Annotated in this window: 7 protein-coding genes; 4 read left to right on the forward strand and 3 right to left on the reverse strand. The window is 62.8% G+C overall.

Going from position 1 to position 15,027, the window contains the following annotated elements:
• Positions 1-41 precede the first annotated feature (41 nt).
• Positions 42-794 (reverse strand): RNA pyrophosphohydrolase, encoded by a 753-nt coding sequence (locus tag BUE21_RS01835; protein WP_073354035.1) that lies wholly within the window; start codon positions 792-794, stop codon positions 42-44.
• Positions 795-895: 101 nt separating this feature from the next.
• Between BUE21_RS01835 and BUE21_RS01840 the strand changes: the two genes are divergently transcribed.
• On the forward strand, positions 896-2,662 hold the full coding sequence (locus BUE21_RS01840) for a proline--tRNA ligase (protein ID WP_073354038.1): 1,767 nt from the start codon (positions 896-898) through the stop codon (positions 2,660-2,662).
• Positions 2,663-2,694: 32 nt separating this feature from the next.
• Positions 2,695-3,339: a lytic transglycosylase domain-containing protein gene (locus tag BUE21_RS01845; RefSeq protein WP_073354040.1), complete on the forward strand. Its 645-nt coding sequence runs from the start codon at positions 2,695-2,697 to the stop codon at positions 3,337-3,339.
• Between the two features lie 441 nt (positions 3,340-3,780).
• Here BUE21_RS01845 and BUE21_RS01850 read toward each other — a convergent pair whose 3' ends face one another.
• Complete coding sequence (locus tag BUE21_RS01850) at positions 3,781-11,076, reverse strand: ExeM/NucH family extracellular endonuclease (protein WP_073354042.1); 7,296 nt, start codon at positions 11,074-11,076, stop codon at positions 3,781-3,783.
• Between the two features lie 111 nt (positions 11,077-11,187).
• On the opposite strand from BUE21_RS01850, the gene BUE21_RS01855 reads away from it, so the two are divergent.
• Positions 11,188-13,017: a hypothetical protein gene (locus BUE21_RS01855; RefSeq protein ID WP_073354045.1), complete on the forward strand. Its 1,830-nt coding sequence runs from the start codon at positions 11,188-11,190 to the stop codon at positions 13,015-13,017.
• 9 nt (positions 13,018-13,026) lie between these two features.
• Positions 13,027-13,953: a glycosyltransferase family 2 protein gene (locus BUE21_RS01860; protein ID WP_073354048.1), complete on the forward strand. Its 927-nt coding sequence runs from the start codon at positions 13,027-13,029 to the stop codon at positions 13,951-13,953.
• Between the two features lie 11 nt (positions 13,954-13,964).
• Here BUE21_RS01860 and BUE21_RS01865 read toward each other — a convergent pair whose 3' ends face one another.
• The gene (locus BUE21_RS01865) at positions 13,965-15,020 is read right to left on the reverse strand and encodes an acyltransferase family protein (RefSeq protein WP_073354052.1); all 1,056 of its coding nucleotides are present in this window, start codon (positions 15,018-15,020) and stop codon (positions 13,965-13,967) included.
• Between the last annotated feature and the right edge of the window lie 7 nt (positions 15,021-15,027).

Here is a 15,027-nt window from a genome sequence, read left to right on the forward strand (position 1 = left end):
TCATGGCACCGGCGTGTGTGTGAGTCTCTGGGCGAGCCTGTTCAGCAGCGAGGCTTTCCCGGTGGTGCGGGGAACAGGCCGAGCGTGGCTTCGGGCATGTCCGTGCCGAAGCTGGCATCGGGGGGCAACTGTGCGCGTGCGTGCAGCAGCATGGATGGATGGCGGCGGATGCTGCTGCGCACCATGTCCGGCAGGTCGGCTGCTGGCTGCGGGTCGGCAGGCACGGGAATGTGCACTGCACCGATTGCATGGGCTTCCTGCCGGTGATTGTCGCCCTGGACGGAGCGTGTGCCGCTGCGCAGATAACGGGCGCGCATTTCGTTGCGTGGCAGAAAACGTGCCAGTTCCGTCAGTGCCATTTCATAGACACCGCGCTTGAACTCCACGACCACGTCCAGCGGCACCCAATAATCGTTCCACCGCCAAGCATCGAACTCGGGGTGGTCGGTGGCCCGCAGGTTCAAATCCCAGTCGTTGCCCATCAATTGCAGCAGAAACCAAATTTGCTTTTGGCCACGGTAATGGCCGCGCGAGTCGCGGCGGATGAAGCGGTCTGGCACCTCATAGCGCAACCAGTCACGGGTGCGGGCAATGATGCGCACATGGTGGGGATACAGCCCCACTTCCTCATGCAGCTCCCGGTACATGGCCTGTTCGGGCTTCTCGCCCCGGTCAATGCCGCCTTGCGGAAACTGCCAACTGTGTGTACGGATCCGTTTGCCCCAAAATACCTGATTCTTCTGGTTGAGCAAGATGATGCCGACATTAGGTCTGAAACCTTCCCTGTCAAGCATAATTGCACCTTCAATTGTGATTTCCTTGCATTATGCCCTGCCTGTCCTGTGTGGCAAATGGGCGCAACCCCCTAAAGCCCGAGAAAGCCCGAGTTTCCGCCATGAAAGCCTCCCAGTTCTTCGTCTCCACCTACAAGGAAGCACCCGCCGATGCGGAAGTCATCAGCCACAAGCTGATGGTGCGTGCGGGGATGATCCGTCGCCTCAACGCCGGCATCTACAGCTACATGCCAATGGGCCTGCGCGTCATCCAGAAGGTGCAGGCCATTGTGCGCGAGGAGATGAACCAGGCCGGTGCCGTGGAGCTGACCATGCCCGTGGTACAGCCGGGCGAGCTGTGGCAGGAGACTGGCCGCTTCGACAAGATGGGGCCGGAGCTGCTGCGGGTGCAGGATCGCCATGGGCGCGATTTCGTCATCCAGCCCACCAGCGAGGAAGTCGTCACCGACATTGCCCGCAGTGAGCTGCGCAGCTACAAGCAACTGCCCAAGAACCTCTACCAGATTCAGACCAAGTTCCGCGACGAACGCCGTCCGCGCTTTGGCCTGATGCGCGGGCGCGAATTCATCATGAAGGATGCCTACAGCTTCGACAAGGACAAGGACAGCGCGCAGATCAGCTACCAGACCATGCGCCAGGCCTACCGCAACATCTTCGACCGCTTTGGCCTGCGTTACCGCGCCGTGGCCGCCGACAGCGGTGCAATCGGTGGCGACCTGAGCGAGGAGTTCCAGGTGATCGCTTCCACCGGTGAGGATGCCATCGTGTATTGTCCCCAGAGCGAATACGCCGCCAACATCGAGAAGGCCGAGGCACTGGCTCCCGGCCAGCCACGTCCAGCCGCCAGCCAGCCATTGGTCAAGACCCCCACTCCCGGCCAAAGCACCTGCGCACAGGTGGCCGAGGGGCTGTCCATTGCACTGGCCACCACCGTCAAGTCGCTGGTGCTGGCCACCGATGTACAGGACGAGCAGGGCAACATCACCGGCAGCACCGTCTGGCTGCTGCTGGTGCGCGGCGACCATGACATGAACGAGGTCAAGGTCGGCAAGATCGCCGGGCTGGACAAGGGCTACCGCTTTGCCAGCGAGGCAGAGATTCTGGAGCACTTCGGCGCGAAGCCCGGCTATCTGGGGCCGGTGGGCTTGCGCAAGCCCCTGAAAATCGTCGCTGACCGCGATGTGGCTGTCATGGCCGACTGGGTCTGCGGAGCCAACGAAGTGGACTTCCACTACACCGGCGTGAACTGGGGGCGCGACCTGCCCGAGCCTGATGTGGTGGCGGACATCCGCAACGTCGTGGCAGGCGATCTCTCGCCCGATGGACAGGGCACACTGGAGATCGAGCGCGGCATTGAAGTCGGCCACGTCTTCTACCTGGGCACCAAATACAGCGCAGCCATGAACGCCACCTTCCTGGCGGAAAACGGCAGGCCCACGCTGTTTGAAATGGGTTGCTACGGCATCGGCATCACCCGCCTGCCTGCCGCCGCCATTGAGCAGAACCACGACGAGCGCGGCATCATCTGGCCCGATGCCATCGCGCCGTTCACACTGGTGCTGTGCCCCATCGGCATGGATCGCAGCCCGGCAGTGCGCGAAGCCGCCGAGAAATTGCACGATGCCCTGCTGGCCAAGGGCGTGGACGTGATTCTGGACGACCGGGGCGAACGGCCCGGAGCCATGTTTGCCGACTGGGAACTGATCGGCATTCCGCACCGGCTGGTGATTTCCGACCGTGGCCTCAAGGAAAACCAGCTCGAATACCAGCACCGCACCCAGACCGAAGCCGTGAAAGTGGCCGCCGATGACGTGCTGGCATTCCTGGCACAACAGGGCGTATTCCAGGAGCCGGGCGCGCAGGGCTGAGTGACCGTGCGGCAGGCCCTTCCCTCCAACCCATGACGACATCGCTGCCCGACTCCCGCCGCCGTACCGTGCTGACTGCGCTGCTGGCGGGTTCGTTGTGCGGCGGCCTGGGCGTGAGCGTGCGTGCGGCCCATGCCGGTGGGCAACTGGAAGAAGCACTGGTCGATTCGGTGCGGCTGGCCCTGAGTGCCGCCATCCGCCGTGCCGCACCACCGGAGCCGGTGTTTGCCGATGCCACTGCCGAGCTGCACTATCTGCGCTGGATGGCAGAGATGAGTGCGCGGCTGGAACGCCGGATGCCGAATGTGCTGATGCGGCACGAGTTCCTGCAAACCGTCTGGTACGAAAGCAAACGCGCCGGGCTGGAAACAGCCATGGTGCTGGGGCTGATCCAGGTGGAAAGCGGCTTTCGCAAACATGCCATTTCATCGGCAGGGGCGCGGGGTTACATGCAGATCATGCCGTTCTGGACGCGCGTGATCGGCGACGGCGACCCGGCCACACTGTTTCACATGCAGACCAATCTGCGCTTTGGCAACGTCATCCTGCGCCACTACCTCGACCGGGAAAAGGGCGACCTGTTCCTGGCCCTGGGCCGCTACAACGGCAGTCGCGGCCGCGCCACCTACCCGAATGCGGTGTTTGCCGCGCAGCGAAACTGGGGTTTCGCTGGTTAGGCCACGCCCTGGGTCGAATGGCACTTACTTAACGCCGTCATTCCGGCGCAGGCCGGAATCCAGTAACCCCTTGTGCCATTGGGCAATATCGGTGTTTGTTTCAATGTCGTCACTGGATTCCGGCCTGCGCCGGAATGACGGCAGTTTGGAATGAAAAGACAGTTGAAATAGCCGCATCCAAACGCCTACCCAAACATTCCGGACAGCAGTGGGTCAAGCCCGGAATGACGGGGAACAGGCTTAAGTAGGTGCCATTCTCCCTAGGTAAGGTCTGCAAAACCCGTTGCGCCGCCCGCATCCCGCCACTGGGTGCATCGCTGCGTTGGCTTTTGCGGTCAATAGCCCCGCTATTGACCGCAAAATCCGCCTTGCGCTGCATCCCATTGGCGGGCGCGGGCTTACCGCAAGAGTTTTGCAGACCTTCCCTGGCGTGGAATCCGCTCAGGCTGCCAGTGCATCCACGCCGGTGAGTTGCACGAATGCCCCATCGGTGCCCGCAGGATCCAGGGGCTGGAACAGGTCGGCTTCGCTGTCCTGCCATGCCTCCAGTGCGTCCTGGGTGTCCAGGTTCTGGAGCAGCCACCATGCGTCAGCGGTGTCGATGGTGTCGGCTGTGGTGGATGGGGTTGCTGCATGGTTTTCCAGCGTTTCCAGGGCTTCTGCCAGTTCCTGATTGCTGGGCAGGCGGCCTTCTTCGGTCAGGAAGCGCAGCACGGCGGTGGTGCTGTGTGGAACCTGGGTCTGGAACTCTGCCGATGCCACAAAGGCCTTGGTTACGTCGGTCAGGCTGCTGCCATTGTCCAGTTGCTGGAGCCAGAAAGCCAGTCCTTCGCTGTCGGCTGTACGCCCCAGGAGGTGCTGGTAGAGGTTATGGACGAATGCTTCCTGAACGTCGCCGGTGACAGGCTGGTTCTGGAATTCATCGGATGCCAGAATGGTTTCTGCCAGGGTTCCTGTGCTCAGGCCGCTGCGCAGGGCTTCTGACCAATACTGGTAGCCGCCTGCTTCCGGCACGCGCCCCAGCAGGGCGAGGTACAGGGCCACGACGGGCTTGAATTGCTGCTGCACTTCCGCCGAGTGGATGAACTGGGCAAAGACTTCGTCCCGACCGAGTTGGCCGCCTTCCAGGGCCGCACTCCAGTGGGCAAGGCCTTCGGTGTCGGGGTCGCGCTGGAGCAGGTTCTGGTAGAGGCTGTCCAGAAATTCTGCGTCGCTGTCGCCGTGGTTCTGCCCGAGGTTCAGTCCGATCAGCAGCGGGTTGTGGTCGCTGGAGCGGTAGGCATCGGATTGGTAGTAGTCGTTTCGCTGGTCGGCATTCTTGTATTCCTGGTTGTAGTCGAGCAGGCCGGGTTCTTCGGCATTGATCGCCCACTTCCATGAGCCGGTGATCTGCTGGGACAGGCTGCTGCTGGCGAGGGCATGGTCCAGCGAACCCCACAGGCCATCGAATGAGTAGGAGTGGCCTTGCGAGACTTTCTCGAATCCGTTGGCTTGCAGCCAGCTCAATGGGGTTTCTTGGCTGTAGGAGTTGAAGTCGCCTGCCAGCAGCACGTCGGGGTCGTCGCTGCCGGTGGGGTTGCCGTCCAGCCATGCCTTCAGTTGCTCGGCGGCTTTCAGGCGGGCGGCCACACTGCTGCCCTGGCCGTCGCCGCTGTCGGGGCCTTGCACACTGGTGGCACTGCCCTTGGACTTGAAGTGATTGGCGACCACGGTGAATTGTTCGCCGCTGGCCTTGGACTGGAAGGTTTGCGCCACGGGCACGCGGTTGCCGTAGGTGGCCGAGAAGGCATCGTACAGGTCGGTGTCGGGCACGGCGGCCTGGCCCACCAGCTCCACGGCATCGGTCTTGTAGAGGATGGCCACCATGATGGCATCGCCGCCTGCGGTGGCGGCCGTGCCGTTGCCAGTCTGGAACGGGCCTTTGACGAAGTCGTAGGTGCCTGCGCCCGCCTTGGCGTTGAGGGCATTCACCAGGGCCTGCAATGCACTGTCTGCGCCGTAGCCGTTGTTCTGGATTTCGTTCAGTGCCAGTACGTCGGCATCCAGCCCGAGGATGCCTTCGACGATCTTGGCTTCCTGGCGGGCGAATTCGCTGGCATTGCTGGCTCCACGCCCGCTGTGCGAGGTGCCCGCCGGTGTGGTGAAGCTGGTGGATCCCAGTGTGGTGAAGTAGTTGAGCACATTGAATGCACCCACCTTGATTTCGGCGTTGGCCACGGCATCGGGGATGTCGTTGGTGGTGGGGCGGTCGTCACCGGTGAAGTTCACGATGTCGGTGGGCTGGATGCGGTAGCTGGTTTCATGAACGCCTGCATCGGTGTCGATGAACTGATCGACGATGCCGACGATTTTCTCGACACTGTCACCGGCGCGCAGCGTGTTGTCGGCCGAGAGTGGTTGGCCGTTGCGTCCGTAGTGGCTGGCCGGGTTCTGCTGGCTGCTGAGGTCGTCCAGGATGATCTGGTCTTTCTGGATTTCGGCGTTGTAGGCATCAAAGCCATCCTGGTCCGGGGCATTGTGCTCGGTGAACTGGTACTGGATTTCGTCCGAGGTCAGGGTTACCTGACCATAGCGGCCCAGGTTGTAGTTGTCGGTGATGACGAGTGCGCCGCCATCGGTGGCGGAGGTGACTTCCACCCGCATGCCTTCGACGGATTCCCAGTCCATCAGGCTGGAGACCGGCAACCGGATGCCCACTGGCGCGGGCAGGTTGCCCGGGCCGCCGATGTTTACCACCTGGTAGTGGGCGGCCTGATTCACGATGAGCTGGGTTTGGCCCCGGTAGTCGCCGACGGTGCCGCTGATGCGCACGGTGTCGCCCACGCTGGCTTCGGAGAGGCCCGGAATCACCAGGCTGGTGCCGAAGTAGACGAAGATGCCTTCGGAGGTGCTGGCATCGCCGTCCGTGTCGTGGTCTTCTTCCTGCACATAGAAGCCACTGAGGCCGGGGGCATAGTGCGTCAGGATGCCTTCGATGGTGACACTGTTGCCATGCAGCGGCGAGGTGTCGCCGCTGCCTTGCACGGCGTGGATTTTGGTGATGCTCAGTTCGTCGTTGCGAATCACGCCTTCTGCGCTGGCACCAGCGATGTGAGTATCTGCACCAGGGTTGGTGAGGCCCACGGTGAAGCTTTCGTCCTGCTCGGCGGTGGTGTCACCTTGCACCTGGATGGTGATGGTTTTGCTGGTTTCTCCCACTGCGAACAGCAGACTGCCTGTGGGCCAGGTGTTGCCTGCAAAGTCCTCGGCTGAAGCCGGGTGGCTGCCCGTTCCGGTGACGGCCCAGTCCACGCTGCTGGCCAGTGTGGTGTCGCCTTTGCGGGTGACGGTGAAGGTGAAGTCGGTGCTGCCGCTGTCGCCTTCGGCCTTGTCGGCATCGGTGGCGGCGATGGAGAGCACGGAGCCGGTGTAGCTTTCCAGCTTGAAGTCATCGATGCGCCACTGCGAGGAGCTGCTGCCGCCTGTGCCGGAAGACTGGTACTGGAAGGCGAAGTACACGTTGCTGCCGCCGATGCCCGAGAGGTCGATCGCGCCCGAGTCCGTCCATTGCTGGCTGTCGGCGGGCGAGGAGGTGTAGTCCAGTTCCGTCCAGGTGGCGGTATCGGGGGAGCCGCTGCCGCTGTAGTCGCTGGAGTACAGCAGCTTCACTGCGGGGCCGTCCATGCCGTTGTCGGCAAAGCGCGTCCAGGTCTTGAAGCTGAGGTATTCCACGCTGGTGTCGTCCAGGTTGAATGCCTTGGAGATGAGCCAGTCGTTGGCGGCGGCGGCATCGCCGTAGCCATTGACTTCGGCAACACCATTGCCGTAGTACCAGGAGCTGGCTGCGTCGGCATCCACGCTGACCACGCTGAATTCGGCAAAGCCGCTGGCATCGTCGAAAGGCTGGTGGTAGCTGGGGGCATCGCCCACGCTGGCTTCTGGGGCACGGATGGCACCGGGCGAGCCGATGTTGTCGGGGCTGCCGGGTTGGGCGAATGCGCCGTTCTGTCCGGCCACGGCGGCGGTGTAATGCGGGTTGGCAGAGTCGATGCCGTCCCAGACCAGCGAAGCCGTCTTGCTGCCGCCCACAGCTTCCCCGGCGTGTCCACCGGCGGAGGTGGTGTCGCCACTCTGCACCAGGGGTTGCACTGTGGTGCCGTGGATGCTGAAGGCATTGGTGCCGTAGTTGATGCTGGCGGCCACGTTGCCGTTCGGGTCGAGCACGACCACGCCATCGTTGCCACCCAGGCCTGCGCTTTCTCCTGAAGCCGCTACCACGACCTGCACGGAGGCATCCAGCCCCCAGGCGGTCTTGAAGGCTTCGACGCTGCCATCGTTGATGACGACCAGCCGTTCGCCTGCCGCCAATGTCGTGTTGGCACCGAAGGTGGCGACCTTCGCGCCTTCCGAGTCCGTCCATTGCCAGCCGCTGAGATCGATGGGAGTATCGCCGTGGTTGTACAGCTCGAAGAAATCGGCAGGCTTGGCGTTGGAGTTCACTTCGGTAATCAGCAGCGCGGGGGGCGTGAATGGCGCGGCTGTCTGGAAGTTCAGGGTGTCGCTGTCGCTGATGCCGCCCCAGGCGTTGCCGTAGTGGTCGGTCACGGCACCGTCGCTGGCTTCGACGTAGTAGCCGCTGCCATGCGCCAGTGTGCTGGCAAAGTTCAGGGTGACGGTGTTGAAGGCCACGGTCAGCTTGCCGCTGTGGTGGGCCACGTCGATGCTTTCCACTACCGTGCCATCGGCCTGCTTCAGGGTGAAGCTGCCGACTGTGCCCAGCTTCACGCCTTCGTCGAAGCGCAGTACCAGCGGGGCTTGCGTGGCCACGTTGCCTGCATCATCGGCCGGGCTGCTGCTGGCCAGTACGGGGCCGTTGTGGTCACTGACCACACCGCCAAGCTGCACCCAGTTGCCGACGAATTGCTGCTCGCCTGCGGGCAGGTCTTTGGAGCCGCTGGTCTTGCCCTCCCATACGGTGTCGCCGTTGTCCTGCAACAGTTGCACCCAGGTGCCTTGTTCGGTGCTCAGCACATCGACGATGGTCTCGAAGCTGCCGCCGGTGGCATCGCGCAGTGCGTCCAGGTTCACGTCCAGTTCCACTGGTTCGCCGCTGCCGTCCCAGCGGAACAGGCGGAAGTCGTGGGTCACTTCGTCGCTCGCGCCACCGGCCGGGCCGGCCAGGATCAGGTAGCCACTGTCGTCGGCGGCTTTCTCGATGGAGCGAATGCCGCGCCCGCCGAGGTTGAGTTCGATCACCTGCTGGATGCCGCCGATGCCGGTGTCTCCCGCACTGGCTGTACTCAGTGCCAGTTCCACGATGATGGCCTTGTCGCGTGTCTGGGTGTCGGACTGTGGCGCACGAAAGCCCAGCAGCAGACCGTCGCCTGCCAGGTTCACGCTCAGACCTTCAATCGAGAAGCCATCCACGCGCTCCGGTGCCACACCTGCGCCAGAGCCTGTCGCAAAGCCGAACTTGCCACCGTTCTGGCTGTTGTCCCATTCCACCAGCGCGGCTTCCAGCCCCTCGGTCTTGCCGATCCAGTGGAACTGGGTGGCGGTGCCCGTGCCTTCGATCTTCACGGCAAACAGGTATTCGCGGCTGTCCTGTTCGTTGCCGCTCTTGTTGTTGCTGTGCGAGCCGCTGAAGTAATAGGTGTCGCCCACCAGCGTGCCGCCTTCGAGGTCGAGTTCACCGCCGTTGTTCAGGAAACCGCTGTAGTCCCACTCCACCAGGGCCTTGCCGCCTTCGCGGTGGTAGATGCGCAGTACGCTTTCCTCGTCATCGCCCACCACCATGTAGTTGGCATCCAGGGCCTGTGCGGTGGAGGTGTCGGAGCTGCCCCAGGCGGTGCCGTCCTTGGGCTGGAAGGCTTGCAGCGGGGCGTTCTCGCTGGCGAAGTCGATGCCCAGGTCGCTGCGGCTGCTGTGGGCGATGCCGCTGGCGGGCAGGGTGCTGAAGGCTCCATCCAGGAAGGTGAGGCCGATGTCGTTCAGATCGCTGTCGTGCGTCTCGGCCTGGCCGGTGAAGCGCAGTTCCAGGGTGTTGTCGCTGGTGCGTGTGAACTGGGCGGTCAGGCCGGCGGGCATCTTGTCGAGCTGGATGTGGCTGTTCAGGTCTGCGCTGAAGGTGTCGCCGTGGAGGGTGATGACGATGGCGCCATCGACCGAGCCATCGAAGGCGCGGGATTCGTTGAGCGTGACGGTGCTGAAGTGCAGCGACGGCTCGATGAAGTCGATGGACAGGTCGGTCTTGGTGGCGTTGAATACCTTGCTGGCCTGGCCGCTGGCAAAGGCCGAATCGGCGAATGCCACGCCCAGATTGGCAATGTCATCGGCATTCGCATGGGCGGCGGCAGTGCCGCTGAGGGTCAGCGTGGCGGTGTGGTCGCCGGTGCGTGTGAGCTGGGCGGTCAGACCCTCGGGCAGGTGGGTGATGGTGGCCCGGCCATCGAGCAGGTTCTCGCCTGCCGTGAAGCTGTCGCCGCGCAGTGTCAGCGTCACACTGGTGGTGATGCTGCCATCGTTGCTGGTGTTTTCGTTGAATGTGGTGGCACTGTAGCGGATGAACGGGCCACCGGGAGAGCCGGTTCCAGCGTTGTGGGTGTAGGCACCATCGATACCGGCCACCGAGCCGACGTATTCGGGTGCAGTGGTGGACTGGCCATCCCAGACGGCAGAGGTGTTGGCTGCGCCGCCTACCGATGGGCCGGCGTGGTTGGTGCTGGCATTCGTCCAGTCGAAGGCCGTGACCAGATTCGCATCGGCATCCACGATGCGAACGCTGTCTTTGTTGCCAAGGCCGGGGCCGTCCAGTGCCAGCAGCGGGAAGTCTTCCGGCAGGTCCCAGTCGGAGCGAAAGCGCGCCAGATCGGCTTCTGTGCCGATCACGACCACCAGCTTCTGGCCTGCTGCCAGCGTGGTGCCGCTGGCAAAGAAGGTGTTCGCACTGGTGTTGCTGTCCGTCCAGCTCCAGCCGCTGAGGTCGATGGTGCTGTCGCCGTGGTTGTACAGCTCGAAGAAGTCGATGCCATGACCAGCCGATTGGGAGAGCACTTCGCTGATGAGCAGGGTCGGAGCCGTTGCGGCATCCTCGCCGATGCGGAAGTTCACGTCTCTGAGCGGTGAGTGCTCGCTGGTGAGGAACGGAGCATCGGGCACGATGCCATCGTTGTCTTGATCGCCACCCGCATCCTGGGTCTTCCAGTGGGCCGCATGGTGGATGGCTGCCAGCGCGCTGGCCTTGTCGGCAAACTGGAAACCTCCTACCGCCGGATCGTAGGCCGCCACATCGGCCCCCGCATCGACGAGCGACAGGTCCAGTGCCGTTTCTCCTGCCACCAGACCGGTCTGGGCCAGAGAGCCGTTCTTGTCATTGAAGCCCGAATTGGCCAGCGCAGCCAGAAAGCTGAATTCGCCCGTTGTACCGTTTTCGGTACTGGTGTAGGCGTACAGCACCTCGTCGGAAGCGTTCAGGTTGAGGCTGCGCACCACCGTGACTTCGCCCACATTGGCGATGGCCGGGGAAGCACTCGTGGAAAGCAGTTCCACCACGGTGCCTGCCGCCAGCGTCGCACCGCTGGTGTTGCTCCAGCTCACCAGTCCTTCGCGCTCGTCGGCGAACTGGCTGCCGTTCCATTCGTCGTCACGGAAGTGGATGATCGTGCCCGCTGGAATGTCATCCAGTGCCACAAAGGCAAAACCGTCGTCGCCGTCTGCGTTGAAGCCCACCCATGCAATGCTGCCTGCTGTCAGTGCCATGCCAAAAACCCCTGAGAAATTGATCCAGAGGCCGACTGTTTCAGATTTTGGTTGCAGGATTGTGTCGGTGCTGTGATGGGCTGGGGCTGCGACTGTCGGACAATTCACCCCATGAAGAAGAATTCCGCAGTTTTTTCGTGGCTGTTGCTGGCCGTGTTGGCGGCCTTTTCGGTGGCAAGGGCCTGGACTGCCATCATCAGTATCGACACGGCCAGGGACTTGCATGTGGCCTTGCAGATCGTGCAGGGCCAGGCCTTGCCGCTGGAAGGGCCGGTGCTGGCCAGCCGTTTTCACCTGGGGCCGGTGTGGTATTACGCACTCGCCCTGTTGTGGTGGCTGGTGCAGCAGCCCATGGCCCTGGTGGTGTGCCTGTATGCGCTGGCGGCCTCCCAGTTGGTGGCGGCTTACTGGCTGGGCAGACAGTTGCAGGGCAACCGGCTGGGATTGTGGCTGGCCCTGATGGTGTCGCTGCCGTACTGGGGGCGTTTCGAGCAGGTGCTGCCTGCCCACCCGATGTTCGTGATGCCGCTGTCGCTGTGGATGTTGTTGTGCATGGTGAAGTACCTCCGGCACACGGGCCATCTGCATCCCGTTGCGGGTGGATCGGCCATCTCGCCTGAAGGAGGACAGGGGACATCTTCTGGCGTGTGGCATGGGCTTTACCTCGTGCTGGTATTCCTCTGCTTTGGGCTTGCAGTGCATGCGCACCCCACGGCCGTGGTCATGGCGTTTGCGCTGCTGGCGGTGTTGGCACGCAGGCTGACGCTGAAACGGGTGCTGTTTTATGCAGCGTTGCTGGCATTGCCGTTTCTGACGGTGCTCTACCAACTGTGGGCCAACCCCGCCGCTTCTTTGGCAGGACTGACGGCGTATTCGGCTGACACCCGCAGCGGGGTGGACTGGGGCAACTTCCCGCTGTTCTGGAAACAGGCGTTGTTCGATGGCTTCGATTATTGGTTGAAGGGCTATCTGATGCTCGATGGCCCGCTGCGGTGGTTTTTTCTTGGGGGCTATGGTCTGCTGATGGTGGCCGGAATGGCCTTGTTCATGGTGCGCCAGCGCAGGTGGCGCAAAAGCTTGCTGGCGGTGCTGGTGCTGGCCATGCTGGTGGTGTTTCGCATCCGTGCCGAAACCACTTTTTATATGCTCGATGCGGTGTTTCTGCTGTTCGTGCTGGTGCTGTCGCTGGGTTTTGCCAGTCTGCCGCCACGCTGGTTTTCATACGCTCTGGTGCTGCTGGCGGGCTGGGTGCTGTGCTTGCTGGCAGTGGATTGGCATGTGTCGCGCCAGCGGCATCCGCATGGAGAATTTGCCATGGCCTACCATCCGCTGATCGACATCAAGCAGCCGCACAGCCCGGCACAGGGCTACCAGTTCATGCGCTATGCCGATGTCCAGGCGGTCAATGACTGGCTGTGCCGGGGCCAGGGCAAGACCATTCATGGCAATCTGGGGCTGAATGTTCTGCACAATTACGCGCTGGGCCAGCAGCGGCAGTGTCCCGGTCTGTCGGTGCAGGTGGCGGGCTGGCGCGACGACGCATCCCACTGGGTGGGCCTGCCGCAGTCCCTGCACACGGTGCTGGGGCGTACCACGGCAGAGCAAACCGCCGGTATGGTGCTGTTGCCGGTGCGGGCCTACCATGGCGATTTTGTGCAGGCGCAACCCCAGTACATGCGCTATCCGCCGGTGCAGCAGGCCTACACCGAGGCTTCGGCGCGCACATTCACCCTGTCTTTGCGCAGTGGGGATTATTTTGTCGTGACGGACTATGCCTTCCCATTCCGGGCGGTGCAGCAGGTGCATGTGTCGGCAGCGGGGGTGGAGCGGGTGCACCAGGACGATGCCCAGTCCGTGTTCCTGTGCCGCTCGTGCGAGGGGGACGTGGAGGTGGTGGTGACCAGCCGCAGCCATGTGGTCTATGGGATTGCCGTTTTCTGAAGGAAGCCAATGAAGACAATCAGCATCGTGGTTCCGATGTTCAACGAAGAGAGCAATGTGGAGCCATTCTTCGCGGTTTTGCAGCAGAGCCTGGCGGCCCAGGCCGGTCAGTACGATTTCGAGTATCTGTGCATCAACGATGGCAGCCGCGATGCGACGCTGGACAGATTGCTCGCGCTCAAGCGTGGCGGGCTTGCCATCAAGATCATCAATTTTTCGCGCAATTTCGGCAAGGAAGCGGCCCTGACCGCCGGGCTGGACTTTGCGCAGGGCGATGCCGTCATTCCGATTGATGCCGATTTGCAGCATCCCCCCGACAAGATTCCGGAAATGCTGCGCCTGTGGGAGCAGGGACACGCGGTGGTGCAGGCCCGGCGCACCGACCGTCGGCACGAGACGCTGCGCAAGAGGGGGTTTTCCCATGCGTTCTACCGGCTGGCATCGGCCATTTTCGAGATGCCGATGGAGCGCGATGTGGGGGACTTCAGGCTGATGGATCGCAAGGTGGTGGATGCCATCAGGAACATGCGCGAGAAGTCGCGCTTCATGAAAGGCATCTTCGTCTGGCCAGGGTTCGAGGCCGTGGTGATCGAGTACGACGTCGCCCCCCGGCACCAGGGGCAGTCCAGCTTCGGATTCTGGAAGCTGTGCCGTTTTGCCGTGGACGGCATCACCAGCTTCAGCATCCTGCCCCTGCGCCTGTCCACCTACCTGGGGCTGCTGGTGTCCCTGCTGGCCATCGGCTACGGACTCTACATTCTCTGCAAAACCGTGCTGCTGGGTGTGGACGTGCCGGGGTATGCCTCCCTGATGATCGTGGTGCTGTTCCTCGCCGGGGTGCAACTGGTGGGCATTGGCGTACTGGGTGAATATGTGGGAAAAATCTACCAGGAGGTGAAGAATCGGCCCATCTATGTGGTGCGTGATGTTTTCTGAGAACGTGGTGTTCAGTAAGGCTTCAGGGCCAGAAACCGCGTTTCCACGAATCGGTAGGAGGCCATGGCGCACACCAGCGCGAGGGCGGAGCCAAGGCACAGAATCGCCCAGTAACCGTATTGCAGCTTGTACATGCTGAAATAAATCGGGTAGTGCCAGAGGTACAGGCCGTAGGAGATTCTGCCGATCTGCACCAGTGGCCCCACGGTCATGAGGTGCCGGAGCACACTGCGGCGGTTGTGGCAAAGGTCGAACACCATCCAGGCCGTCATGCCGGAGATGAGCGGAAATCCCACCGTGTACATCCACCGGTCGGTCCAGCGGGCCAGGAATGCCATGCCACACAGCGCGGCGAAACACAGCAGGGCCAGCCATGCCGTGGCTTGGCTGGCCTTCGCCGGTACTGGCGCAAGGTTGCGCACCAGTGCTGCCAGCAGGCAGCCGACCAGAATTTCGTCGATGCGGGTGTCCAGGCCGTTGTACAGGCGTTCGATGCTGGCTGCGTCCCATGCCAGGTGTGTGCGGTACCCGATGACCCATAGCACGAGGCCCAGTGCGAACAGGGCGATATGGCGGGGCTGGGTCGTGTGGCGCAGTACCAGCAGCAACAGCAGCGGCCAGAGCAGGTAGAACTGTTCCTCGATGGCCAGCGACCAGGTGTGCCCCAGGTACGGCATCTCGAAAAAGCCCCAGGCCCGCACCCAGTTGGAAACATAGAAAAGGGCGGCAAGGGCTTCGCGCAGGTTTTGCATGGCCTGGGGTGCGGGCAGAAGAAACAGGCTGCACAGGCCAAAAACCAGCAGCATCAGCAGCAGTGCCGGGGCCAGCCGCAGCAGGCGGCGGACATAGAAGCGGCGAATGTCGATGCGCTGCTTGCGGGCGTGTTCGGCCAGCAGCAGGGTGGTGATGAGGTAGCCGCTGATGACGAAAAACACATCCACCCCGATGAAGCCGCCGGGCAGCAGTGGCGTTTGGGAGTGGAACGCCATCACCATCAGCACGGCAATGCCGCGCAAGCCATCCAGTGCGGGATAGTGGGGCAGTGCCGGGGCGGTGGGGGCTTGCATCGGAACG

The sequence above is a fragment of the Lampropedia hyalina DSM 16112 genome (assembly GCF_900129055.1).
In the GTDB taxonomy this organism is placed as follows: domain Bacteria; phylum Pseudomonadota; class Gammaproteobacteria; order Burkholderiales; family Burkholderiaceae_C; genus Lampropedia; species Lampropedia hyalina.

What these genes read in the sequence shown, in the direction of transcription:
- BUE21_RS01850 (WP_073354042.1), bottom strand. Translation starts at nt 11,076, where the DNA reads ATGGCACTGACAGCAGGCAGCATTGCATGGGTGGGCTTCAACGCAGAC.
- BUE21_RS01865 (WP_073354052.1), bottom strand. Translation starts at nt 15,020, where the DNA reads ATGCAAGCCCCCACCGCCCCGGCACTGCCCCACTATCCCGCACTGGAT.
- BUE21_RS01860 (WP_073354048.1), top strand. Translation starts at nt 13,027, where the DNA reads ATGAAGACAATCAGCATCGTGGTTCCGATGTTCAACGAAGAGAGCAAT.
- BUE21_RS01855 (WP_073354045.1), top strand. Translation starts at nt 11,188, where the DNA reads ATGAAGAAGAATTCCGCAGTTTTTTCGTGGCTGTTGCTGGCCGTGTTG.
- BUE21_RS01840 (WP_073354038.1), top strand. Translation starts at nt 896, where the DNA reads ATGAAAGCCTCCCAGTTCTTCGTCTCCACCTACAAGGAAGCACCCGCC.
- BUE21_RS01845 (WP_073354040.1), top strand. Translation starts at nt 2,695, where the DNA reads ATGACGACATCGCTGCCCGACTCCCGCCGCCGTACCGTGCTGACTGCG.
- BUE21_RS01835 (WP_073354035.1), bottom strand. Translation starts at nt 794, where the DNA reads ATGCTTGACAGGGAAGGTTTCAGACCTAATGTCGGCATCATCTTGCTC.